Source organism: Bacteroides mucinivorans (genome assembly GCF_034654355.2).
Classification (GTDB): domain Bacteria; phylum Bacteroidota; class Bacteroidia; order Bacteroidales; family Bacteroidaceae; genus Bacteroides; species Bacteroides nordii.
Genome location: NZ_CP178179.1, coordinates 219,440 through 245,150 on the forward strand (window position 1 = coordinate 219,440; position 25,711 = coordinate 245,150).

Annotated in this window: 17 protein-coding genes and 1 pseudogene; 10 read left to right on the forward strand and 8 right to left on the reverse strand. The window is 41.6% G+C overall.

From position 1 onward, the window contains the following. Positions 1 to 16: 16 nt before the first annotated feature. Both VCM39_RS00735 and VCM39_RS00740 read left to right on the forward strand, forming a co-directional pair. Positions 17 to 715: an NAD-dependent deacylase gene (locus VCM39_RS00735; protein WP_322932369.1), complete on the forward strand. Its 699-nt coding sequence runs from the start codon at positions 17 to 19 to the stop codon at positions 713 to 715. Continuing rightward, the gene (locus VCM39_RS00740) at positions 712 to 1,773 is read left to right on the forward strand and encodes a winged helix DNA-binding domain-containing protein (protein WP_322932370.1); all 1,062 of its coding nucleotides are present in this window, start codon (positions 712 to 714) and stop codon (positions 1,771 to 1,773) included. Before VCM39_RS00735 ends, VCM39_RS00740 begins: the two co-directional genes overlap by 4 nt. 38 nt (positions 1,774 to 1,811) lie before the next feature. On the opposite strand, the gene VCM39_RS00745 is transcribed toward VCM39_RS00740, so the two are convergent. Together VCM39_RS00745 and VCM39_RS00750 are read right to left on the reverse strand one after the other, a co-directional pair. Further along, entirely contained in the window at positions 1,812 to 2,558 is a 747-nt protein-coding gene (locus VCM39_RS00745; RefSeq protein ID WP_322932371.1) for a glycosyltransferase family 2 protein, read from the reverse strand. Next, a complete protein-coding gene (locus tag VCM39_RS00750; RefSeq protein WP_221650979.1) occupies positions 2,551 to 3,816 on the reverse strand; it encodes a glycosyltransferase family 4 protein in 1,266 nt (421 codons plus the stop codon). Before VCM39_RS00750 ends, VCM39_RS00745 begins: the two co-directional genes overlap by 8 nt. Positions 3,817 to 3,919: 103 nt before the next feature. Here VCM39_RS00750 and wecC point away from each other — a divergent pair, with 103 nt between their 5' ends. Both wecC and wecB read left to right on the forward strand, forming a co-directional pair. After that, positions 3,920 to 5,122 (forward strand): UDP-N-acetyl-D-mannosamine dehydrogenase, encoded by a 1,203-nt coding sequence (gene wecC / locus VCM39_RS00755; protein ID WP_221650980.1) that lies wholly within the window; start codon positions 3,920 to 3,922, stop codon positions 5,120 to 5,122. Continuing rightward, positions 5,122 to 6,249, forward strand: a complete 1,128-nt coding sequence (gene wecB / locus VCM39_RS00760) for a non-hydrolyzing UDP-N-acetylglucosamine 2-epimerase (RefSeq protein ID WP_322932372.1) — start codon at positions 5,122 to 5,124, stop codon at positions 6,247 to 6,249. Before wecC ends, wecB begins: the two co-directional genes overlap by 1 nt. Before the next feature lie 18 nt (positions 6,250 to 6,267). Here wecB and VCM39_RS00765 read toward each other — a convergent pair whose 3' ends face one another. Genes VCM39_RS00765 through metG form a run of 6 tightly spaced genes read right to left on the reverse strand, consistent with a single transcriptional unit; the run spans position 6,268 to position 13,817 of the window. Further along, entirely contained in the window at positions 6,268 to 7,467 is a 1,200-nt protein-coding gene (locus tag VCM39_RS00765) for a glycosyltransferase family 4 protein (protein ID WP_322932373.1), read from the reverse strand. Then, positions 7,464 to 8,360: a glycosyltransferase family 2 protein gene (locus VCM39_RS00770; RefSeq protein WP_322932374.1), complete on the reverse strand. Its 897-nt coding sequence runs from the start codon at positions 8,358 to 8,360 to the stop codon at positions 7,464 to 7,466. Before VCM39_RS00770 ends, VCM39_RS00765 begins: the two co-directional genes overlap by 4 nt. Positions 8,361 to 8,390: 30 nt before the next feature. Continuing rightward, complete coding sequence (locus tag VCM39_RS00775) at positions 8,391 to 9,371, reverse strand: glycosyltransferase (protein WP_322932375.1); 981 nt, start codon at positions 9,369 to 9,371, stop codon at positions 8,391 to 8,393. Beyond that, positions 9,368 to 10,306: a glycosyltransferase family 2 protein gene (locus VCM39_RS00780; protein WP_322932376.1), complete on the reverse strand. Its 939-nt coding sequence runs from the start codon at positions 10,304 to 10,306 to the stop codon at positions 9,368 to 9,370. The genes VCM39_RS00775 and VCM39_RS00780 overlap by 4 nt, the downstream gene beginning before the upstream one ends. 12 nt (positions 10,307 to 10,318) lie before the next feature. Beyond that, complete coding sequence (locus tag VCM39_RS00785) at positions 10,319 to 11,755, reverse strand: lipopolysaccharide biosynthesis protein (protein WP_322932377.1); 1,437 nt, start codon at positions 11,753 to 11,755, stop codon at positions 10,319 to 10,321. A gap of 22 nt (positions 11,756 to 11,777) precedes the next feature. Beyond that, complete coding sequence (gene metG, locus VCM39_RS00790) at positions 11,778 to 13,817, reverse strand: methionine--tRNA ligase (protein WP_025866873.1); 2,040 nt, start codon at positions 13,815 to 13,817, stop codon at positions 11,778 to 11,780. A gap of 495 nt (positions 13,818 to 14,312) precedes the next feature. On the opposite strand from metG, the gene VCM39_RS00795 reads away from it, so the two are divergent. From VCM39_RS00795 to VCM39_RS00820, 6 genes and pseudogenes are all read left to right on the forward strand, one after another. After that, the gene (locus tag VCM39_RS00795; protein ID WP_322932378.1) at positions 14,313 to 16,379 is read left to right on the forward strand and encodes an acetate--CoA ligase family protein; all 2,067 of its coding nucleotides are present in this window, start codon (positions 14,313 to 14,315) and stop codon (positions 16,377 to 16,379) included. Between the two features lie 359 nt (positions 16,380 to 16,738). Beyond that, positions 16,739 to 17,689, forward strand: coding sequence for a pyocin knob domain-containing protein (locus VCM39_RS00800; protein WP_322932379.1), 951 nt, complete (start codon positions 16,739 to 16,741; stop codon positions 17,687 to 17,689). 42 nt (positions 17,690 to 17,731) lie between these two features. Next, entirely contained in the window at positions 17,732 to 18,163 is a 432-nt protein-coding gene (locus VCM39_RS00805) for a T9SS type A sorting domain-containing protein (RefSeq protein ID WP_195349131.1), read from the forward strand. 12 nt (positions 18,164 to 18,175) lie between these two features. Next, entirely contained in the window at positions 18,176 to 24,340 is a 6,165-nt protein-coding gene (locus VCM39_RS00810) for an RHS repeat-associated core domain-containing protein (RefSeq protein WP_322932380.1), read from the forward strand. A gap of 296 nt (positions 24,341 to 24,636) precedes the next feature. Beyond that, positions 24,637 to 25,219 (forward strand): annotated as a pseudogene (locus VCM39_RS00815) (IS982 family transposase); the annotation flags it as partial. Further along, the gene (locus VCM39_RS00820) at positions 25,217 to 25,393 is read left to right on the forward strand and encodes a transposase (protein ID WP_322932473.1); all 177 of its coding nucleotides are present in this window, start codon (positions 25,217 to 25,219) and stop codon (positions 25,391 to 25,393) included. The pseudogene VCM39_RS00815 and the gene VCM39_RS00820, both read left to right, overlap by 3 nt. Positions 25,394 to 25,711: the final 318 nt, after the last annotated feature.

The following is a 25,711-nucleotide window of genomic DNA, read 5'->3' on the forward strand; positions in this document are numbered from 1 at the left end:
ATGTAAAGAAGGAAGTATGAAGAATTTAGTCATTTTGTCAGGTGCGGGGATGAGTGCGGAGAGTGGGATCAGTACATTTCGTGATGCTGGTGGGTTATGGGATAAGTATCCGGTGGAGCAGGTAGCAACTCCGGAGGGGTATGCACGTGATCCGGAACTGGTGATTCATTTTTATAATGAGCGCCGCAAACAACTGTTGGATGTGAGGCCTAATCGCGGACATGAATTGTTGGCAGAGTTGGAGAAACATTTTAATGTGACCGTAATTACACAGAATGTTGATAATCTGCACGAACGGGCGGGGAGTACACGTGTGATTCATCTACACGGCGAATTGACAAAAGTATGTTCCAGCCGTGATCCGAATAATCCTCATTATATAAAGGAATTGAAACCGGAAGAATATGAAGTACGTATGGGGGATTGTGCCGGAGACGGTTCTCAGCTGCGCCCTTTTATTGTTTGGTTTGGTGAAGCTGTGCCGGCAATAGAGACAGCCATTGATATTGTGGAGAAGGCGGATATATTTGTTATTATCGGGACTTCCATGAATGTCTATCCGGCTGCCGGATTGCTGAATTACGTGCCACGTACAGCAGAAGTTTATCTGATCGACCCTAAACCGGTGGATACTCATACTTCCCGTCCCATACATATTATTCAAAAAGGAGCTTCGGAAGGCGTTGCCGAATTTAAACACCTTCTTGGCCTATGATTGCAAATATTCGTCAGATAAGTCAGCAATTGTTGAATCCGTGTTTTGATACTCCCAAAGAGGTTGTATCATGGATGGGAGCTATTCAAGGACAGGATTATGCTATGGCTAAGTGGGCTGTAGGTATTCGCTTAAAATCACCCACTCTTAGAGTTGTGGAAGACGCCCTTGCACGGGGAGAGATAGTACGTACACATGTAATGCGTCCTACCTGGCATTTGGTGGCGGCAGAAGATATACGCTGGATGCTGAAACTGTCTGCACAGCGTATAAAGTCGGCCAATGACTCCTTCGCGAAGGGACATGGAGTGGATATCTCAGAAGCACTTTTTTCTCGTTGTAACCGCTTAATAGAGAAACTGCTGGAAGGAAATAAAAGTCTGACTAAGCAAGAGATAGAAGCCGGACTGGCAAATGAAGGGATGACTGTTGATAATCGATTGATGACACGGTTTATGGCACGTGCTGAGGTGGAAGGTATTGTTTGCAGCGGTGTTGATAAAGGGAAGAAAGCAACGTATGCTTTGCTTGAGGAACGTATTCCTCCCGCAAAAGAGCTGACAAAAGATGAAGCTTTGGCTACATTGGCATTGCGCTATTTTCGTAGTCACTCTCCGGCAAGTCTGGCAGATTTTGTGTGGTGGTCGGGCTTACCAGTTACCGAAGCAAGAACTGCTATGGGGCTGATTGATTCACAATTGGTGAAGGAACGTTTTGACTCTTATGAATTGTTCGTGCACGAATCTTATCAGGGAGAGATTAACTCTGCTGATATACTTCACTTTCTGCCATCTTATGATGAATATCTTATTAGTTATAAAGAACGTAAAGCTGTGCTTGCCGAGGAACATCATCCTAAAGCGTTCAATACGTACGGGATATTTTATCCGGTAATCCTATATAATGGTAAGGTAGTGGGTAACTGGAAAAAAACTGTTGGTAAAAACAAGAAAATTGAAATAGTAACTTCTTTTTTCGAAGGCTGTCCCTGTATTCATAGAAAAATGATAGAACAGGCAGAAGACAGATTGCGGGTATTTTATTCAGAGTCCGACTGAACTGATAAGGAAAATGCTTCCTTCCTCCGGGTAGCTTTTTATTTTTTGGAGATGGCCCGTATGATAAACCAGGCGTGATGTGCTACGGTGCTCATCACTCCATAATACCGGCACATAATACGAAAACGCTCTTTGAGAGATGCTTTCTGATTCCGGGTAGTCATTCCTTCGTCCAGATAATCAATGACGGTGAGATGGGTATTGTGTAGGGTACGTGCCTTTTTCATAATCCGGATACACCAGTCAAAATCAGCAGAAAAACGATAATTCAGATCATATGGTTCTATTAGGGTATGTTTGGCAAAAAAAGCCTGATGACATACCAGCATTCCTTGTTTGAAGCTTTTCCAGGTTAATACGTTAGGAGCCGAAAGGCGGCGCATACGTAAAAAGTGTCCGTTTTTATCTACAATTGCTGTCTCACCGTACAGCACATCGGGAAGTTCGTTTCCACTGATCGAGTGTACCATTTGTTGCAGCGTATCATCTTCATGAAAACTGTCGCCGGCATTGAGAAAGCAGAGATAATCACCTGTCGCTAATGATATTCCCTTATTCATAGCATCATACAAACCTTTATCCGGTTCGCTGACCACTTTATGAATCCTTTCGCGGTATTTGTTTATAATCGTTTGTGTATTATCTTTTGAGGCTCCATCTACAATAATGTACTCTACATGTCGGTAGGTTTGTGAAATGACGCTTTGTATCGTGTCTTCCAGTACCTGTCCGGCATTGTAAGTTACGGTGATAATTGAGAATTTAGGGGTAGGATGGTTATGCATGCTTTCCCGTGATTTTGTTATAAACTTCGATGTATTTCTTGGCAATGATACTTTCCGAATAGTTAGCTATGGCCTTTCGTGAGGCCTGTTCCGCCAATATAGGGCTTTCCGATTCTGTCAATGCCCAGTAAATTCCGTTGGCAAAGTCCTCAGACGATTTGTATTGTGCCACATAGCCATTATGTAGGTGGTCTATCATCTCCGGGATACCTCCGACATTAAATCCTACACAAGGTACTCCGCATGCCATTGCCTCCATGATAGTATTAGGGAGGTTTTCTTCCAGTGAGGGAGTTACAAACAGATTGACAGCATTGTATATATTCACTAATTCATGCTCATTGCTGACGTAATCGAGTGCGTAGACCGGGAAAGGCAACAAATTAGTCAGTTGTTGTGACTGGTTGCCAAATACCACAACTCCGAGTGAGGATTTCAGCTCAGGATGTTTCTCTGCCAATAACTTACATGATTCTATCAGATAGTCGATTCCTTTACGTTTGTCTGTGATTTTGACAGAGCCAAACAGTAACAATTTTCCTTCCTGGGGTAATCGGAAATGTGCACGGGCCTCTTGCTTATTACGGGGTCTGAACAGATTTGTATTGATAGGATTTGGAATGCTTGTTACGGTGTGTCCGGTGAGCAATGCACTGCTTTTGGCTTTTTCTTCAAGCCAATGGCTACAGGTTACAAATGTGATAGGAGCAGCTTTATAAAGTTCTTTTTTCTTTCTGAATATGCGGGCGGACAAGTCTTTTTTATTACCTCCGCCATAAAGGAAAGGGCAATGGTGGCACTCATGCTGGTAATTGGTACATTCGCGTGCATGGTGACAAATACCGGTAGAAGGCCACATATCATGCATAGTCCATACAATAGGTTTTCCCGATTCCAGTATTTTGCTGAGGTTTTTGAGTGATAGCATTCCCTGATTGATCCAGTGCAGGTGGATAATGTCTGCTTGCCGGAATTCCGGGAGGGAGGTAACGTCTGTGCCTGTATTGGCTATGTCCACTGCAAAAAGATTGTTTTTCTTAAAATGATTTGCTTTCCAAATGACAATGCGTTCCCAAACGAATTTCCATAAAGTCAGCCAGCTACGGTCGAGTCCGACAACACTTATCTGGTCGGTTTGTTTGTCACGTACCAGCATTTTGGCTTTGATTCCATTGTTTTTCAGTGCTTCCATCAGACGGCTGGCAGCTACGGCTGCACCACCTATTCGTTCGGATGTATTTATGATCAGTACTCTCATGTGCCAGAATGTTTTGGCAAAAATAGCGGTTTTCTGTGAGAATCCGTACAAAGTCATGGATTATTTGTACTTTTGCAGCACTATATATAAATAGGTTTAACATATGAAAAAGGTTCTGTTTTTGGGCTTGGGATATATTGGCCTTCCTACGGCGGCAGTTGCTGCAACTCATGGTTATCAGGTGATTGGAGTAGATGTGAACCCAGTGGTAGTGGACACTATCAATCAAGGGAAAATACATATTGTAGAGCCGGATCTGGATAAGATAGTAAAGGAAGCTGTTCAAAAAGGAAATCTTCGGGCTGTGTCGAAACCCGAAACTGCGGATGCTTTCTTTGTAGTGGTACCTACCCCGTTCAAACAGAACCATAGGGCAGACATTATGTATGTAGAATCTGCTACACGTTCGGTAATTCCTTATCTGAAGGCGGGAGATTTATTTGTTATTGAATCTACATCTCCTGTTTTTACAACCGAGCGGATGTCAGAGATTATATATAAAGAACGACCGGAGCTGAAAGATAAATTGTACATTGCTTACTGTCCGGAACGTGTATTACCGGGAAATACACTTTATGAACTGGTTCATAATGACCGTGTGATTGGTGGTATCAATCCGGAATCTACGGAGAAAGCGATTGAATTTTATTCTGCTTTTGTGAAAGGTACTTTGCACCGTACCAATGCCCGTACGGCTGAAATGTGTAAACTTACTGAAAATTCGTCACGTGATTCTCAAATTGCTTTTGCCAATGAACTTTCGATGATTTGTGATAAGGCAGGAGTAAATGTATGGGAGTTGATAGAGTTGGCCAATAAACATCCGCGTGTTAACATTCTCCAACCGGGATGTGGTGTAGGAGGACATTGTATTGCTGTAGATCCCTGGTTTATTGTCTCTGATTATCCGGAACAGGCACAGCTTATCAAGCGTGCCCGTGAGACGAATGATTATAAAGCCGACTGGTGTGCTAACAAAGTGATGGAAACTTGCCAGCGGTTTGTAGAGAAGAATGACCGGGAGCCGGTTGTTGCCTGTATGGGATTGGCCTTCAAACCCAATATTGATGATTTGCGGGAGTCTCCTGCCAAATATATTGCTTCCCGTATTATTTCCGAGTCAAGAGCGGATGTATTGATTGTGGAACCGAATATAAGTTCACATCCCAGTTTCCATTTGACGGATTATAAAGAGGCTTATGCGAAGGCAGATATCGTAGTGTGGCTGGTGCGTCATACCCCTTTTGTAGAGATGGTGCGTGAGGAAGGCAAACTGGAACTGGATTTTTGCGGAGTTAGAAAGTAATGAAGAAGATATTACTGGTATTCGGAACACGACCGGAAGCCATCAAGATGGCTCCTTTGGTAAAGGCTTTGCAACGGGATACAGAACACTTTGAAACGAAGGTTTGTGTCACGGCACAGCATCGCCAGATGCTGGATCAGGTATTGGAAGTATTTGGTATCGTACCTGAGTATGATCTGAATATCATGGCCCCCGGGCAGGATTTATATGATATAACCTCTAGGGTATTGCTGGGTTTGCGTGATGTATTTAAAGAGTTTGCTCCCGATGTGGTACTTGTACACGGTGATACAACCACCTCAATGGCTGCCGGTCTGGCTGCTTTTTATCAGCAGATCAAGGTAGGGCATGTAGAAGCCGGTTTACGCACCTATGATATGCTTTCTCCCTGGCCCGAAGAGATGAATCGCCAGGTAACAGATCGTCTTTGTCATTACTATTTTGCTCCTACCCATCAGTCTGAAGAGAATCTGCTTCGTGAGAATATTGATGGTAATCGTATTTTTGTAACGGGAAATACCGTGATTGATGCCCTGTTGATGGCGGTGGATATTATATCTGACAGTCAGGAGAAACAACAGGAGCTACATGAGATTCTGAAAGCCAAAGGTTATATATTAACAGACCGTGAATATATTCTTGTCACCGGACATCGCCGTGAAAACTTTGGCGAAGGCTTTTTGCATATTTGCAAAGCCATTAAAGAGATAGCAGCAGAACATCCTGATATAGATATTGTCTATCCGGTGCATTTGAATCCGAATGTGCAGAAACCTGTTTACGAATTGCTTTCGGGTTTGAGTAATGTCTATCTGATTGATCCGTTGGATTATCTGCCATTTATTTATGCCATGCAGCACAGTCTTTTGTTGCTGACGGATAGTGGCGGTGTGCAGGAAGAGGCTCCGTCATTAGGGAAACCTGTTCTTGTGATGCGCGATACAACGGAACGTCCGGAAGCTGTAGCTGCCGGGACGGTAAAGCTTGTTGGTACGGATTACAATGCGATTGTCAGCAATGTAAACACATTATTGCGTGATAAAGCACTTTATCAGAAGATGTCAGAGACACACAATCCTTATGGAGACGGACATGCCTGTGAACGTATCATAGCAGCTTTGCGATAGAGTATAAATCTCGGAAGTCTACCTCATGAATGCTTTGAAAGCGTCCAGATATCGTTGACTGACTGTATCGATATTGATCTCTTCAAGAATAATTCTTTGCGACTCTTTTCGCATCTTCTCACAAAGTTCGGGAGATGAGAAAAGAGTTGTAATTTTTTCGGCCAGGCTGTTGGCATCCCCTGCTTTAAAGAAAAAACCGTTCTTCCCATCGGTTACCAGATCCCGTTCGGTACTGTCACATACAGAGCAGATGACCGGCATACCATAAGTCATAGCATCATTGATAGAAAGCCCTCCCATACCGGCAAGTACATATACAGCAGATTCATTCATATAAGCTCCCAGTACTTCTGGCTTATAAACACTACCAGCAAAACGGATGTAGCCGCTCAGGTTCAGTTGCTCTGCCTGTTGCTTTAGGTTCTCCAGTTCGGGGCCATCACCTACTACCACCAATTCTGTGTCCGGGAACCGTGCTATTACTTTGGGTAAAGCCTCTATCAGCAGGTCCACCCGTTTCCATTTCACCAGTCGTCCGATGTGGAGAATACGCCTTGGATTGGGAGGAAGGATAGAAGGGGCTGTCTGTACGTTTTCCTTTTCACGAAGCAACGCTTCCGTGTCGGTAGAATTATAAGTAACATGTATTTTCTCTTTTTCTACTCCATAGGAAGGGAGGATGTCGTATGCAGCCGTTGAATAATTGAGTGTTCCTGCTACTTTTGAATAACAATATTTGCGGATACGTGCTGTAAGCCATTGTTTGATGTAAAATGACATTCCGGTACTCTGCAACCGCATGTTTTCGTCATACATAGGCTGAGCCTTGAAAAACGCTCTTATCTTTCCATAGGGTGGAGTCTGGAATGGTATCTCACGGATGACGATTTTTGTTCCACAGCTCTTTACCGCTTTTCTTAGTTCCGGCTGAAAGAACAGTTGCAGGAAGTAAGGCCATCCCATTACAAGAATATCCGGTTGTTCCTTCCGGATAATTTCCGGCAGTTGCGGATAAGCTGTTTTCCCGTAAAACATCTTTTTTTCCGGGCTGGTGAGATGCTTATAAGAGCCACTTTCTACCATTTTTACTCCTTTGCCGATGTTGGCATTTCCTTTTTGTGGAGTAACAACTATGATATCAACACCTTTCGCCTGTAGCTTATTGAGCATGGCATTCAGATAATGAGGCATTCCGCCAAAGGTATAGAGTACTTTCATAAATGTAAATAATTAGCTTTTCTTTGACAACTTTGTTTTCGGAACCGGTTCACTTTGGAACTCTGTTTCAACAACCGGCAGGAGATAGCCAGGTAGGACAGTGCATCTTTGGGTTTTCCTTGTACGAGCATTTGCAATGCTTTTTGAATGCCTGCCAATATGCCGTATCCGAAGGCTTGTACAGACGAGTAGTTGATGTTGGCATATTCAGTAAGCAGGTATATTTGTTCCGAACGCATCCATACTCCGTGGCTGACTTTCCGGTTTTCCCGGTCATGACAACCGAATACTATGGGAGAGTATCCTACGAGATATCCGTGGTGTTTGAGGCGGTTGACGTAATCTTTGTCTTCTCCGTAGTGATAAAAAAGAGGTGAGAATCCTCCCACTGTATGGAGTACGGCAACAGGGATCATCCAGAAAGCGGCGTTGATGAAACTTGTTTGCACTATGGGAACTTCCTTGTTCAGATCACTCAGTTGCCGGATGCCGGTGTAAGCACTGAATCCTTGTTCGGGCTTATCTCCGTTACCGGTCAGATGTACCGGAGAGAGGATGCCATAAGCCGGATATTCCTGGCAAAGGTTTGCAAGTGTACCAATGGTTTGTGGGTCTATCCATGCATCCTGATTGAGTAGAAATACAGCGTCATATCCTTCGCTGATGGCTATTTCCATTCCAATATTGTTGGCACGCCCAAAGCCGAGATTCTCTTTATTTTTGATGAGGCGTACTTCGGGATAACGCTGTTCAATGAGTTGGGTAGTAGAATCAGACGAGCAGTTATCTATCACTACTGTGTCAACCGGATGTACCGATTTGCGCAGGCTGCCAAGACAGCGATCTATCCAGTGCTCAAAGTTGTAACTCACAATGATAACAAGTATTCTCATGGCTTTTTCTTTAATAGTTCATACTCAGAGTTAATCATGAAACGCTCTGTCATTAAAGCATTTATTCTTGTATGCATAGAAGCAGGGATAGAAGAATGCTCTCAGGTGATTGATCTTTTTTCTCGCTGCAATTTTGTCTTTATGTATCGTGCAGAACAGGCATAGTTTCAGGAAAGAAAAGAAACTCCTCCCCAACATGGCGTCCACAATGCGGTGTGCAGTATTTAGTTCTTTCTGCCCATTGCTCTCTCTATGGATATGGCGGTAGAATTTCTGCCAACTCTCTTTTTTTCTTAATGCCCGGTACGATTGATAACCTTTCAGATAGGGAAGGTAAGGTTTCGCTTTTTTATAGTTCTTCTGGTAAAAAAGGCTCATGGCTGATTCTTGATGTACTCGGTGGTTTGTCAGTATCTTATTACACCGGACTACTCCTCCATAGAGCTGGGCATTGACAGCCAGCCACCAGTCATAGAGTACATTGTTGTCCCAGAAAGGAATCTGTTCTATCATACTGCGGCGTAGCAGCATGCTATGTCCCGGTACGCAGTTGGAAAACAGCAGTCGTTCCAGGCTTTCGTTATTGTTGAGGCGGCGTTCTATATCATCTATAGAGTGATCTTGGGGTGTAGCGGAAAAAGAAAAACACATGGCTTTGTTTCCGATACATGCCATCATCTCTTTAAGTTTGTCGGGATGCCACACATCGTCCTGATCGGAGATAGAGATGAAATCACCCGTTGCGCTACAGAGTGCAGTATGGAAATTAGCATTGAATCCCAGGTTCTTCTCATTAATATGCAGTCGGATGAAAGGATAGCGGGCTTGATACTCCTTTATGATTTCTGTTGTCCGGTCTGTGCTCTGGTCATCCTGAATCAGCAACTCGTGGATAGGATAGGACTGTTGTACAATAGAGTCCAGTTGTTCGCGCAGGAATTTCTCTCCGTTATAAGTACACATTACAACGGACACAAGAGGGAAAGAGGGACTGGTAGGAGAGGCTGTCATGTTCTTTTCTTTTTGTTTAAAATCCGGTTGATGGAGTATAAATCTTTTCCCGTACACCGGGAGAAGAAACTGAGTAGCAGAGAGGTGTATAATTTCTTTTGCAAAGGGTAAAGGTGAAAAGCGATGAAGAATTCTCTGCACATCAACAGGTAATTACCTGCATAGATAGCACTTACCATTCTTCGCTTGTGCCATGATGAAACGAAACGGCGTACACCTTTGCGGTGTGATGCCTCTTTAAACAGTCTGTCGAACGCTTCGTCCAACGGATTATTCATGAGTACCGGACGGACGTTTTTGCCTTCGTATATCAGATAGTAGATTGAAGTCGGTAGTTTGGAATAGGCAATGTCACAAACGGCATGGAGTCTGGCAAGCGTGATAACATCTTCGCCCGATGGAATGCCCACAGGGAATCCGCCTATTTTTTGTATTTCTCTTTTACGGACTGCATATGAACTCATATGGATAGGGAAGTCGGTCCCCGAAGCCATTTCGTAGTAGTTGTCTATGATTCCTTCTTCTCCGCTGAAGGTAAATGGTACGGGTAGAATCGGAGTGGCGGGAGAGGTGTTTTCCCGGGTATAATAATAGGAAGTGCCGAATACACCGCATTCCGGAAATTTTCTTATCAGTCCTGCTATTACTTCCAGATGATTTTCTTTCCATTCATCATCGGCATCCAGAAATGCAATATACTCAAAACGTGCTTCTTCAATCCCCCGGTTTCTTGCAGCAGATACACCTCCGTTCTTTTGGTGGATAAGGCGGATGAGTGGATTGTTCATTCGTTCGATGACAGAAACACTCCCGTCGGTAGAACCATCGTTGACAATAACTATCTCAAACTGCTGAAACGTTTGGGAGAGAACCGAATAGACCGCTCTTTCTATGTATCGTTCTTTATTATATAAAGGTATCACTACGCTTATCATCTTTCCTTCTCCCTACTTCTTCTTTTTCAAAAACTGTATGCTTTCTTTGAAAACAACAGAATTGCTTCCCCACATCAGTAAGGTATACAGTATAGCGGCTACCACTACCTTAGCGGTGAACAGCAGATATATATTGCCGATACTGCGCGTAGCGTAATAAGTGACAACCATTGTGATTCCTGCCAGGGTGGCAAAGGGGATAACGTCTTTCAGTGCATTCCAGAGACTGAGGCGGATTTGTTGCCATACAAAATAGTGCCATACCAGCATCCAGACAATATTGACAGTCACAAAGGCAACGATCATGGTGTGTATGCCGTAAGGATAAGCCAGTAACATAACTATAACCTGAAGAATCCCCAGGGCGATTGTATTCCACATATAAATGTTGGACTTTCCTTTGCTGATGATAAGATTGGAGTAAAGAGACAATATCGGCAGGAAGGCTCCCCAGATGCACAATAATTGCAGGATAGGCACACTGTCCAGCCATTTATCCGTTACCGAAATGACAATAAGTTCATGAGCGATAAGTGCCAGTCCGAACATAGCCGGGAAAGAGATAAAGGCAGTGAAACGCAACATTTTCCGGAATACATTTCGTTGGCGTCCCGCGTCATTGGCTACTTCAGTAAGCACAGGCTGTGCTACTCCGCTAACCATGCCTGTGATGAGCGAGTGTCCCATTGTGTTCCATTTGTTGGCTTGCGTGTAATAGCCCACTTCTGCTTCTGAGAAGAATTTACCTAACAGAACTGAGAATATATTATTATTGATTTGCGTGAAGATATTCGTAACCAGTATCTTGCTGCTGAATCCGAACATACCCTTCAATGGACTGAAATCTATATTGAGTGTGGGACGCCAGGGAGAAAAATGCCAGAAGCAGATGGTTACCACCAGAATATAAACTATACTTTGTGTAGCTATTCCCCAGTATGTCATTCCGTTGAACGCCATAATTACGCCTATGATCCCGGAGAGGGTTAAAGCTATAATTTGTGACATAGCCTTTTGCTTTACCATCAGATTCTTGAATAAGACGGCATTGTGTGCGGTAGCAGAACTCGAGATCAGAAATCCGATGAACAGATACCGTGCCAGTGGAACAAGTTCCGGCTTTTCGTAGAAATCGGCAATCAGCGGAGCACTTAAGAAAAGTAAAATGTACATGGTTATCCCTGTCAGGGTACTAAACCAAAATACTGCGTTGTAATCCTTATGGGTTACTTCCCGTTTGTTGGTCAGCGCATTGGTGAAACCACTTTCCTGCAAGGTACCGGCTACGGCTATAAAAATGGTAAGCATTCCTACCATACCATAGTCATCGGCATTGAGCAACCGGGCCAGAAATATCCCAAAGAACAGATTCAACAATTGCTGTATGCCATTGCTGAATCCGCCCCAGAATAATCCTTTAGCTGTCTTTTCTTTAAGTGATTCGCTCATGAATTATTTGGAATTATGAGAGCTATTTCACCTCACTGCCCGGCTTCACTTCGCGGCCCGGCATTACTACAGCCAGACTGCCGTCATTATTTTCGGCAGAGAGAATCATACCTTCGCTAACGATACCTTTCAGCTTGCGTGGAGCGAGGTTGGCAATGAAGCAAACCTGTTTGCCTACGAGTTCTTCCGGTTTGTAGTGTTGGGCAATGCCACTGACAATGGTACGTGTTTCCAGTCCGTCGTCTATTTTGAATTGCAGTAACTTGTCTGCCTTGGGCACCTTCTGGCATTCAAGAACAGTACCTACGCGAATATCCAGTTTCATAAAATCGTCGAACTCGATGTTTTCGCGGATCGGTTTGGCTTTATAGTTGGCTTCTTCGTTGGCTTTCTTGGTGTCGAGCAGTCTCTGTACCTGAGCTTCAATGACGCTGTCTTCAATCTTCTCAAACAACAATTCCGGTTTGTTGAGTTGGTGTCCGGCGGCGAGGAGGTCGTCACGTCCCAGTTCTGACCAGTCGAAACTGTTCATGTTCAGCATCTGGCGAAGACGTTCGGAACTGAAAGGCAGGAACGGCTCAAAAGCAATAGCCAGGTTGGCTACCAGTTGCAATGAGATGTTGAGGATAGTGGCTACACGTTCCATGTCTGTTTTAGCCAGCTTCCACGGTTCGGTGTCTGCCAGATATTTGTTTCCGATACGTGCCAGGTTCATAGCCTCTTTCTGCGCATCACGGAATTTGAATACGTTGAGCAGCTTTTCTACTTCAGCCTTTACGTCGGCGAATTCTTTCAGCGTCTCTTTATCATAATCGGTCAAATTGCCCTGTGCGGGAACGCATCCATCAAAGTATTTCTGAGTGAGCACCATTGCGCGGTTTACGAAATTACCATAAACAGCTACCAACTCATTGTTATTGCGTGCCTGAAAATCTTTCCAGGTGAAGTCATTATCTTTGGTTTCCGGTGCATTGGCGGTCAGCACATAGCGCAGTACGTCTTGCTTGCCCGGGAAGTCTTCCAGATATTCGTGCAACCATACTGCCCAGTTGCGTGAAGTTGAAATTTTATCACCTTCCAGGTTCAGGAACTCATTGCTCGGTACATTATCCGGCAGGATATAGCTACCTTCGGCTTTCAGCATGGCCGGGAATACGATACAATGGAATACGATATTATCTTTTCCGATAAAGTGGATCAGGCGTGTTTCTGGATCTTTCCACCAGGTTTCCCAAGAGTCCGGAAGCAGCTCTTTAGTATTGGAAATATAGCCGATGGGGGCATCGAACCACACATAGAGCACCTTTCCTTCGGCTCCTTCTACCGGAACGGGAATTCCCCAGTCAAGGTCACGGCTCACTGCACGAGGCTGCAAGCCCATGTCGAGCCAGCTTTTACATTGGCCGTATACATTGGGGCGCCATTCTTTGTGATCTTCCAGAATCCATTGACGCAGCCATGCTTCGTGTTTGTCCAGTGGGAGATACCAGTGTTTGGTTTCTTTCATCACCGGTTTGCTTCCGCTGATAGCACTCTTGGGGTTGATAAGATCTGTTGGAGAAAGAGAAGTACCACACTTCTCGCACTGGTCGCCATAAGCACCTTCGGAGTGACAGTGAGGACATTCGCCTGTGATATAACGGTCGGCAAGAAACTGATGTGCCTCCTCGTCGTAGTATTGTTCGGATGTTTTTTCAATGAACTCACCTTTGTTATATAACTCCTTGAAGAAGTCTGAGGCCAACTCATGATGTGTTTTCGATGACGTGCGGCTATATACATCAAATGAGATACCGAACTCCTCGAAGGATTTCTTAATAAGGAAATGATAACGGTCTACCACATCCTGCGGAGTGATTCCTTCTTTCTTGGCACGAATCGTGATGGGCACACCGTGTTCGTCTGACCCGCCGATAAAGAGTACATCTTCTTTTTTCAGTCTCAGGTAGCGGACGTAGATGTCTGCCGGTACGTATACGCCGGCCAGATGCCCGATGTGAACAGGGCCGTTGGCATAAGGCAAAGCCGAGGTCACTGTGGTTCTTTTGAAGTTCTTTTCCATATTGTTATAGTGTCTTTTTGTTATAATCGGTTCAGTGAGTGTGCAAAGATAGTGACTTTTCTGCTCAATCTGCATAAAATCCTCTTTCAACTTTATTTCATAACACTGTAGGGGAGTGAAATAGATTTCCTGCCTGAACTTATATCTATTTAAGTATATGCTTTAAGCGTTACTCAATGTACCTTTTAAGTAAATAACCAGATACGTTTAAAGCAAACATTATCCATGTTTAAAGAATAGAAAACATCCGGGTGTTTTGCTCTAAAACATCCCCATGTTGTTATAGATAACATCCGGATGTTTTGATCAACAACATCCGGGTGTTGTTTGTCCTTACTCCGTGTTTGCTATCACTAATATATTGATATACTGTATTCCTATAAGTATATATCTTACCTGTCTTAAAAGGTATAATGAAAAGAATCTCTTTTATGTACCTTTTGTTCTGAAGAAACATTATATTTGTGCATTAATAACCGAATAATATACAGCCGTATGATTACAACTCAGTTGCTCCGCCCAGAGAGTATTGTCGTAGTGGGCGCATCAAATAATGTACATAAGCCCGGAGGCGCTATTCTGAAAAATCTTATCAGCGGAGGATACCGTGGTGAACTTCGTGCTATAAATCCCAAAGAAGCAGAAGTGCAGGGAATTCCTTCTTTTGCCGATGCAAAAGATATACCCGATACCGATCTTGCCATTCTTGCCATTCCGGCCGCCCTGTGTCCGGATATGGTAGAGACTTTGGCACGTGAAAAACAGACCCGTGCATTTGTTATTCTTTCTGCAGGTTTTGGCGAAGAAACGCATGAAGGTGCCTTGCTTGAGGAGCGAATTCTTGAAACGGTAAATAAATATGGCGCATCGCTTATCGGTCCCAACTGTATCGGAGTGATGAATACCTGGCATCACAGTGTGTTCAGTCAGCCTATACCACAACTCAGTCCGAAGGGAGTGGATTTGATTTCCAGCTCCGGTGCTACGGCGGTATTTATTCTCGAGAGTGCGGTGACGAAAGGGTTGCAGTTCAATTCCGTATGGTCTGTAGGAAATGCCAAACAGATTGGCGTGGAAGATGTGCTGGGATATATGGACGAAACATTTGATCCGGAGAAAGATTCCGGAATTAAACTGCTCTATATAGAGAGTATCAGTGATCCCGACCGACTGTTGTTCCATGCTTCATCGCTGATAAAAAAGGGATGTAAAATTGCAGCGATCAAGGCTGGAAGTTCCGAAAGTGGCAGTCGTGCAGCTTCCTCACATACAGGGGCTATTGCAAGTCCCGATTCTGCCGTAGAGGCATTGTTCCGTAAGGCAGGTATCGTGCGTTGCTATTCACGCGAGGAGCTTACTACGGTTGGTTGTGTCTTTACTTTGCCGGAGTTGAGAGGTAAGAACTTTGCTATTATCACCCATGCCGGTGGTCCGGGAGTGATGCTGACCGATGCACTAAGCAAAGGCGGGTTGAACGTCCCCCGCCTGGAAGGTGAGGCGGCAGATGAGCTGAAAGCCAGATTATTTCCCGGTGCTGCTGTAGGAAATCCGATTGATATCCTTGCTACCGGTACACCGGAGCACCTCCGTCTCTGCATTGATTATTGTGAAGAGAAGTTTGAAAATATAGATGCCATGATGGCCATTTTCGGTACACCGGGATTAGTGACCATGTTTGAAATGTACGATGTATTGCACGAAAAGATGCAGACTTGCCGTAAGCCTATTTTCCCTATTCTTCCGTCCATCAATACGGCAGGGGCAGAAGTAGCAGCTTTTCTTGCCAAAGGGCATGTGAACTTTGCAGATGAAGTGACGCTTGGTACGGCTTTGTCGCGCATTGTAAATGCACCGCGGCCGGCAACGAATGAGATCGAACTTTTTGGTGTGGATGTTCCCCGTATTCGTCGCATCATTGACTCTATTCCGGCAAATGGATATATTGAGCCGCATTATGTGCAGGCATTGCTCCACTCGGCAGGTATTCCGATTGTTGACGAGTTTGTTTCGGGAAATAAAGAAGAGGTGATTGCTTTTGCCCGTCGTTGTGGATTTCCTGTGGTGGCGAAGGTCGTAGGACCTGTGCATAAATCGGACGTAGGTGGTGTAGTGCTGAATATAAAAGGAGAGCAGCATCTGGCGTTAGAATTCGATAGGATGATGCAGATACCGGAAGCGCATGCTATCATGGTACAGCCTATGCTGAAAGGTACAGAGTTGTTCATTGGTGCCAAATACGAAGAGAAATTCGGGCATGTGGTGTTGTGCGGATTAGGAGGAATTTTTGTGGAGGTATTGAAAGATGTTTCTTCCGGTCTTGCCCCGTTGTCTTATGAGGAAGCCTATTCTATGATTCACTCGCTCCGGGCTTATAAAATAATTCAGGGTACCCGTGGACAAAAAGGAGTGAATGAAGATAAATTTGCCGAAATAATAGTTCGTCTCTCTACTTTGTTACGGTTTGCGACTGAGATAAAGGAGATGGATATCAATCCACTATTGGCCACAGAAAAAGAGGTGATAGCAGTGGATGCACGTATAAGAATTGAGAAGGGAGAATGATATAGAAGGGAGAGGGGAGAATTGAGAAGGGAGAAGTACTATGCAGCGTGATAGCGTAGCTTACTTCTCCCTTCTCAATTCTCCCCTCTCCCTTCTATTTATAGCTATATGGTGTGGATTTAAATATTACAGATGAAAATATTTTTTCAATTGTCCGGGTCTTTTTTTGCTTTTATATTGTATTGTTCTGAAAATTAGGTGTTTATTCTGCTTGTTTAGTGTCTGATTTGTCCGGGTGCTTTTTTAGGTTTTTATGACATATTTCTTTATTTTTGTACAAAACATTTTTTGTTCGAGACATAGGCTGGCCATGTTTTACTGAGATAATTCTTCCAGGTGTTAACATTTAAATTTTTAGTATGAAAAAGATTATTTATTCATTAGTTGTATTTGCCATTCCTTTATTATCTATGAGTACCCATGCACAAACAGCAATGTCATTAGGCGTTAATGATACAAGGAACATAAGTGAGCCACCTCGTGATTATGGAGAGAGAGAAGTTAAGGCTGATTTGAAATTTTTAACGACTTCAGGTATTAGTACTGCATATGGATTTACTACGAATCTTACGATTTCTCCTGGGTTTAATGGAACCGCAGGTTATATAAGTCAGTTGAGTTTTAACAATAATGGTGTTTTTTATAGAAATGGTGATTATTTCTCCTCTTCTTGGAATGGGTGGAATAAGATATTAATGAGTGATTTATCTGGGAATGTGAATTTGGAGAATTTAAAAGTCAATGGTTCATCTGAATTTGGCAACGAACTGGATAATACATATTCTACATTTATAATTCAAGGACCTAATTCTCCTACCGGTGAAGCAGGGAAGCGAGATATTATTTTTAATTTTAAGTATGCAGGTCAAAGTGGTATAAGAGCATTTAGAGGGGATGAATGGGGGACGTTTTTACAATTAATGACTAGCCAGCCAGGAGATGTTACAGGAACTGCAAGAGTGAGAATGCATATTGATCAATATGGGAAAATAGGTATTGGTACAGTTAACCCATCTAATGAGCTGGATGTTAATGGTACGATACGCGCCAAAGAGATTAAAGTCGTTTCTGACTGGGCTGATTTTGTATTTAAAAAAGGATATAATCTTCCTTCTCTAAAAGAAGTAAAACGACATATTGATGAGAATGGAACCTTGCCTGGTGTTCCTTCGGAAAAAGAAGTCAAAGCTAATGGAGTCAATTTGGCAGAGACGGATGTTTTGTTACTTCAGAAGATAGAAGAACTGACTTTATACATAATAGATTTGAAGCAGGAAATAGAGGACTTGAAATCACAAATAAAAAAATGATAATATGAGAAGGCTATTATGAACTATAAAATGTAAAATGATATGAAACGAGTATATTTATCTTTCTTAGTATTGTTGTTTGCCATATTTCAACTTTCTGCCCAAACTTATAAAGTTGTTTATGAATATGATCATGCAGGTAACCGCGTAAGCAGAGTTGTAATTTCTATAAATACACGTGCTAAATCTGTTGATGATGAAATCTCTCCTTTGGAACAAGAATTGATGCAATGTAAAATAAGGGTATTTCCGAATCCAACAAAAGGTTTTTTAAATATGGAAATCTCTTCAGGTGAAGAAAATTGTTGTTATGATTTTACACTTTACTCTTCTTCCGGGCAAAAACTATTAAATAAAAAGCAGATTGGAAATGGGAATGTCTCTTTAGATTTATCCACATACAGTACCGGTATTTATATTCTTATTTTGAAATATGGAGAGGAAGTTGTGCAATATAAGATAGTCAAACAATAAAACTCTACTACTATGAAAAAGATATATTTTGTTTTTATTTTAATGATATGTTTTATCACCAATAGTAAGGCGCAAAATACACAGCCTAATTGGGAACTTCAGACGCCTCAATCGGGTAATAATTCTTATGTAGCTCGTGATTATATACTGTTAAAACCAGGTTTTTCCTATACCTCCGCTCAGGGAGAGAGTTTTCATGCTTATACAAATCCTTGCCTTTTATTCCCTTCAACAGACAATACTTATGCCAGGCCCGACGGAACGATAGTGGGAGATGCCACCCAGGGAGCTGTTGTTGGGAAAATACCAGGAGAATTAAATGTCGGTGCCAGTGGGAATGCAGCATATACAATTCCTATATCTTGTCCTCCGGGAGTTAATGGCGTGCAGCCCAACATATCTTTGGTGTATAATAGTCAGTCCGGTAATGGTATTGCGGGTTGGGGATGGAACTTAGGTGGATTGTCCATGATTTCCCGTGTTCCTAAGAATTATTATTATGATAATGAAAAGAGTGGAATCATTTGGGACAAATATTCGCCTTTGGCATTGGATGGACAGCGTCTGGTTGTAAATGGTCCGTTAGTATCTTCTTCTGATACGATTGAATACCGGACAGAGAATGACGAATCTAATAAAATAGTCGGTTACAATATCACTGCCTGGGGACCTAAATATTTCAAAATATTCCAGAAAGATGGAAATGTTTTGGAATATGGAAACCGATCTTCTTTAGCTTCTTATTTTCCTGTTAAATCATCTTCATTGAATTTACCGGATACAGAATTTTACAATTTGGGTTGGGCTCTTCATAAAATAACCGATCCGAACCACAATTTTGTAGAATATGTTTATGCTACAAATAATTCTTTGTCCGGCTCTTATAGCTTTAGTGATACCCGTCTGTCGTCAATAATATACGGACACGAAGAAAATGGCAGCAAACAAATTGTAGCAACTATCTACTTTGAATATGATGTTATAGCTAATATGGGGCCTATGTACATTGACGGAATGGAGACAAGAAACCGTAATTGTTTAAAAAAAATAGTTGTCAAAGGACTCAATTCTCAAACACTTGAAACGTATGATTTGAAATATGAGCCAGAGAGAGATATTTATCATTTAGTAAGTATAAAAAAGACAAATGCCAGTGGTGAATCATTTTTACCGATAGAATTTACATGGGGAGCCCATAGTTATAGTCAAGAATATTCCTCTGAGATGACACTCCAACAAACTCCCCGACTTAAAGCGTTGAATTCTGAAGGGTATGAAATCTCATCTACGATAAAATTTTGGGGAGATATTAATGGAGATGGAATTTCGGACCCAGTGGTGAAATTCCAAATGAAAAATGCTGCCGGTAATATGAAATACCTTTGGGTAATGTATCGCAACGGTGGCAATGGTTGGTTTTATTATGTAATGGAAGCTGATGAGTTTGATTGGAATACTCATCGCACATTTGCTTTTGCTGACAATGATAATGATGGTAAAGATGAACTTTATATAGGAGAAGCGGCTACCAGTCCTTATTATTCTTTATATTGCTTTAAATATCAGAATGGTGTATTTGGTGCTTATTCCAGTGGCGATGTGAATATAAGGTTGTCTGAATATGATTTTGGTAGAAAGGATGAGTTGTATGCTATTCCTGGTGACTTTTTGGGAGACGGTAGTACTCAATTTATGGTGATAGTGGGTAATAATTATATATGTAAATTTTCTGTTGATGGCGTTTCTTCTGATATAGGCTATTGTAAAAGGATATATCTTACCGATATAAATGGAAATGGGAAGCAGGAATTGATGTGTATGACGGACAATACTACCAATTTTTATGAATATAGTAAATTGTCTAATTCTTTTGTTAATATCTATTCAACGGATAAGTTTCATCATAAAGATAAGATACATATTGGTGATTTTAATGGGGATGGTAATACTGATATATTAAGACAGGAATATGTACGTTCAGACTATAGATATTGGAGTATTTGGAACTCAACTGGTAAATCATTATTCGATACTGGTTTAGATAAAAAAGTAATTCCAGCGGATAATACTGTGAAAATAATGTTGTTGGATATAAATCAAGATGGGAAGACGGATATATTAGTAAAATACCCTAATTATGATCATAGCGGGTATTTTCCTCAGATAAAAGATTACAGCATGAAGTTATTATTGAATGTCGGGAATACATTTGTTAATGTTATGGGATTAAACAATAAGAATTCACAGGATTTTGACTTTTCTGTTTATGGTAAGTTTGATTCCGGACTGAATAAAAATGTTTTTGTTGAAAATACTTATCTTGTAAATTCTACGATAAAACCTCATTATTACACCTTCTGCCGGGGAGTAAAGTTTAATAAGATACTCAAAATAAAGAACGCTTATGAGGATGAATATGTTATCAACTATAAGAGCGTAAAAAGTCCTTTTAACGGTGGTACAAATATTACTGTTGATGCCAATATCCTGACATCTTTACCTCCTGAGTTTGAAGTTGCCAGCCAGATCACCGGAAAATTGTTTAATCAGCAATATACCTTCGGTACTCCGTTGATTCACAAGCAAGGTAAAGGGTTCTTTGGATTTAAGAATATACAAATTCGTGACAATATTAATGGCCGGATAACCGTTAATGAGAATGATATGAATACTGAGTATTATGTTACTTACCCTAAAAGTACACTGACGAAGACTACAACTGGGAGTCTCATTAGTGAGAGTAAGAATGTGTACAGTTTTGTGAAACAGCAGAAAGCTTTTCATCTTCAGCTTCAATCTCAAACACAGAAAGATTATTTGAGCAATGTTACTGTGACTAAAGAATATAGTCGCTATGATGACAGTAATAATCCTCAAAGTATTGTAACGAAATATGGCACTTCCTTTACTGAGACTCAGGAATTAAAATATATAAAGAAAGGTTCCTGGTGTGCCAATAAGATAGAAAAAATAACAACTACAAAATCCAGGGCAGGTGTTCCCGATGATATTCGTACACAAGAATACACTTATGATGGCAAAGGTAATCTGCTGACTAAAACAGAGGACCCGAATACCTCTTTTGCTGTCTCTACAGTTTATAGCAATTATGATAAATATGGGAATCCGGGATTAATAACCCTCAAGGCCGGTAATGAATCGCGTTCTACTTCTTTGGCTTATTCGTCTACCGGACGTTTCATTACCAGGAAAACGAATAACCTGTTGAATGAAACCGTCACTTATAACTATGACGAAGGCCGGAGTCTGCTTTTGAGCGAGACATCCAGGCTGGGTACTACAATTTATGAATATGATGGATTCGGTCGTCAGATTAAAACAGTTTCACCGGATAAGGTGGAATCCGTAAAACTCCTGAAATGGGCCAGTACCGGTAGTATGGCTGGAAGCAGATTTTACGAATATACAGAAACTTCCGGTCAGTCTCCTGTTACCGTCTGGTATGATAATATGGAGCGTGAACTTGGTCAGAAGTACTATGGCCTGGGCGGAAAGGAAATTATTTCAAGTAAGGAATATAACTCCAAAGGACAGTTGTATCGTATTTCCGAACCTTACTTTTCAGGAGAATCTGCCACTTGGGCTTCCACTAATTATTATGATAGCTATGGACGTTTGCAGAGTTCTGTTACGCCTTTGGGCACTACTTCTTATTCCTATAGCGGACTGACTACTCAAGTGACCTCGCCTAACACCACTACTACCACTGTGAAGAATGCTTTGGGTGAAACCGTTTCACAAACGACTAATGGCAAAACGGTTTCTTACTCTTATTATGCTTCGGGAGCAGTGAAGACTGCTACTCCCGAAGGCGGGACACCTATTAGCATGGAATATGACTTGGTAGGAAACCGTACAAAACTGACAGATCCGGATGCTGGTGTCATTACGACTGTTTATGATGCTTGGGGACAACTGAAAAGTGAGACACAAAGCATACATATAGGAAAATCTCCTGTGGTCACAAGTTATACTTATTCAAAAGGTTTATTATCGAAAGTGAATCGTCAGGGTGAGGTTACGAATTATGATTATGACAGTAATAACAGGCTAAGCGAAATCCGTATTGACGGTAAGCATACCCAGCAGTTTACCTATGATCATCTGGACAGGATTGTGAAGCTCGTCGAAAACATAAAAAATGAAAAGTCATATACTGCTGAAACTTCTTACGATGTCTTTGGCAGAATAAAGAAGGAGACTTATCCGGACGGATATGTCATCAACAATTCGTATGATTCTTATGGCAATCTGATATCCGTAACCGATTCTTATGACAATAGGATCTGGCAAGGCTTGTCGGCTAATGCCCGTGGACAGCTTACTAAGACTAAGCAGGGAAATGTAGAGAAAACTCAGTTTTATGACAGTCGTGGACTGCCCTCATCCATTTCGGCCGCCGCCATAATGAATATGGCTTATACTTTTAATAATAAGGGCAATCTAATCTCCCGAAGCGATTTACTCACCGGTCACAAGGAAGACTTTACGTATGATGGCATGAACCGTCTGACAGCCTGGAATATAAGTAAAGATAATATTTCACAAGCGAGTAACAGTATAGATTATAACCCGACCACCGGAACAATCACTACTAAAAGTGATGTCGGTTTTACTTTCGGCTATGGAGAAGAAAATGGTAAGCCTCATGCCTTGACTTCATTAAGTGGTAAGCCCGATAGAATACCTAATTCGACTCAGACTGTCACCTATACTGATTTCAAGAAAGTAAAGAATATCAGTTTGGGAAGTAAATCTCTGGTTTTGGATTACGGGGTAGATGAGCAGCGGCGTAAAGGTATCTTTAAAGATGGTAGTGCCACTTTTACCCGTTATTATTCCGGTAATTATGAAGAAGAGGTCGATTCATCGGGTAAAGTTAAAAAGATTCATTATATTAGTGGTGGAGATGGTTTGGCCGGAATTTACATAAACGATGACGGCAATAATCGTTTCTATTCTACTTATTGTGATTATCAAGGTTCACTGTTGGCTTTAACAGATATGAATGGCGTAGTAAAAGAGAGGTACGCCTATGACCCGTGGGGGAATCGTCGTAACCCTGCTTTATGGAAAGATACTGAAACACGCACTAAGTTTATTGTTGATAGAGGGTATACCCTGCATGAACATTTGGATGGTTTTGGGTTGATAAACATGAATGGTCGTGTATACGATCCTTTGCTGGGTATGTTTTTAAGTCCTGATCCTTATGTGCAGGCACCGGGTAATTGGTTGAATTACAATCGGTATGGGTATTGCTATGGAAACCCGTTGTTGTATACAGATCCCGATGGAGAATGGTTCTGGTTGATTCCTATTGCTGCCGGTGCTATTATAAACTGGATAACAAATGGAGCTGACTTCACTTGGGAGGGACTTGGTTATTTTGGTACTGGCGCTTTGGCTGGTGCTTCAACTTTACTGACACTAACAGGTGTAGGGGCGTCCGTCGTACCTGCTTTAACAGGAGGAATTACAGGAGCAGGAAATAATCTTATCTCACAAGGTTTTGCAGGTGGGAATGGAAATACTTGGAATGGCAGTAATATTAATTGGGGACAAGTAGGAATAAGTGGAGCTTCAGGAGCCATTACAGGCTATGTCGGGGGGAAACTGGCTGATAAGTTAACTCCTTATGTGAGTAAGTACATTTCTAATATGTTCGATGGTCCTGTATTGCAAGACATGGTTACTAATGGTGTTGTTAGTGGAGCTACCGGATTTACTGTTGGTGCGGGATGGACAGCGCTAAATGGAGGCAGTTTTGAAGAATCCATGCAAGGAGGTTGGAATTCTGCTAAAGTAGGTTTTGCTGTTGGAGGAGCTACCGGCTCTTTTGCAGGATGGCAAAGGGCAAGAGTAGAAGATGTAAGTCCTTGGACAGGGAAACCAAATGAACCATCATATGTTGTTACACCTAGTGGGGTCGTTTTACCGAAAGGGGCAGAAATACCAAATAATCTAATAGATAATCCAAACTTTCCGGGAAAAGGTTCATATGGAATACTTAATCAAAATGGAATTTTTCAAGAAAGAGTGAGAATTGATCAAGGAACACTTCCTGGCTTTAAAGGACCAAATGAAAGCCATTTTCATTTGAATGGAGGCAAACATATTTTTGATGCAAAAAGATGGCCTTGGTGGAAAAAGTAAGAAACGGGGACTATCCATTCGATTGTGTAAATAACGTGATTTCGATATAAGACAATATTTAATTTATTGCTAATTTGGTGATTAGCGATAAAAGTAGTAAATTCATAGTGTTCAAATACAATATTTACCAAACTTTTACCGCTATGTTCACCGAAAGCAAAATTACAGAAATTTATTGTTTGGCAGATGATTTCTGCAAAGAATTTACCAAGCAACAAGAGAAATATATGTTGGAAGACAAAGTTGAAGGTCATAAGCACCGAAATAAGCCTAATCGTATGAGCGATTCAGAGCTCATGGTTATTCTGATTCTTTTTCATTCGGGTGGTTTCCGCTGCTTCAAACACTATTATCTGGAATATGTATGCAAGCATTTATCCCACTTGTTCCCGGTTCACGTCTCTTATAACCGTTTTGTTGAATTAGAAAAAGAGATTCTTCTCCCATTGACAATATTCATCAAACAGGTGCTCTTAGGACAATGCACAGGAATTAGTTTTGCAGATTCCACTCCCTTACGGGTTTGCCGCAACCAACGTATCCATATCCACAAAACATTTGAAGGACTGGCTGCACGTGGAAAATGTTCAATGGGGTGGTTCTTCGGTTTCAAGCTGCACTTGATTATCAATGATAAGGGAGAAATACTAAACTTCGTGTTTACTCCCGGTGGAGTAGATGACAGGGAACCACTTAAGCAGGAGGCTTTCTTTAAGAATATCAAAGGAAAACTATATGCGGATAAGGTATATAGGGAAAACACTCTTTGAGGCCCTATTCGTCAATGGGGTACAGCTAGTTACCAAGGTAAAGAACAATATGAAGAATATGCTAATGAGCATAGCAGATAAGATTCTATTAAGGAAAAGAGCATTAATTGAAACCGTAAATGATGAACTCAAAAATATTGCGCAGATAGAACATTCAAGGCATAGATCATTCAATAATTTTATTGCAAATGCATTGTCTGCTATTGCAGCATATTGTTTCTTTGAGAAGAAACCCGCCATTGAGCTCTATTTTATCAATGACGGGCAATTAAGATTATTCTAAAATTATATCGAACTCACGTTAAATTAATTGTGGATATTTTATCATGAGGTAAACTCTTTTTTTATCTCATATAACATTCCTACAAAATTAAGATTACTTATCTCCATTGTATCTTTGCAGCTATGAATGTCGACAGTATGGACTACTGCAATTAGTCTAAGTGTATCAGTAATGATATGTTGTTTCTGTCCTTTTGTTTTTCCACTGTCAATGCCGCGAGATTCACCTCCACTACAAGAGGATTTCATACTTTGACTATCTATTAAGATTTTGTCTTTTCTTCACTAAGAACGGAATGTACTATGTCCGATTTCATTA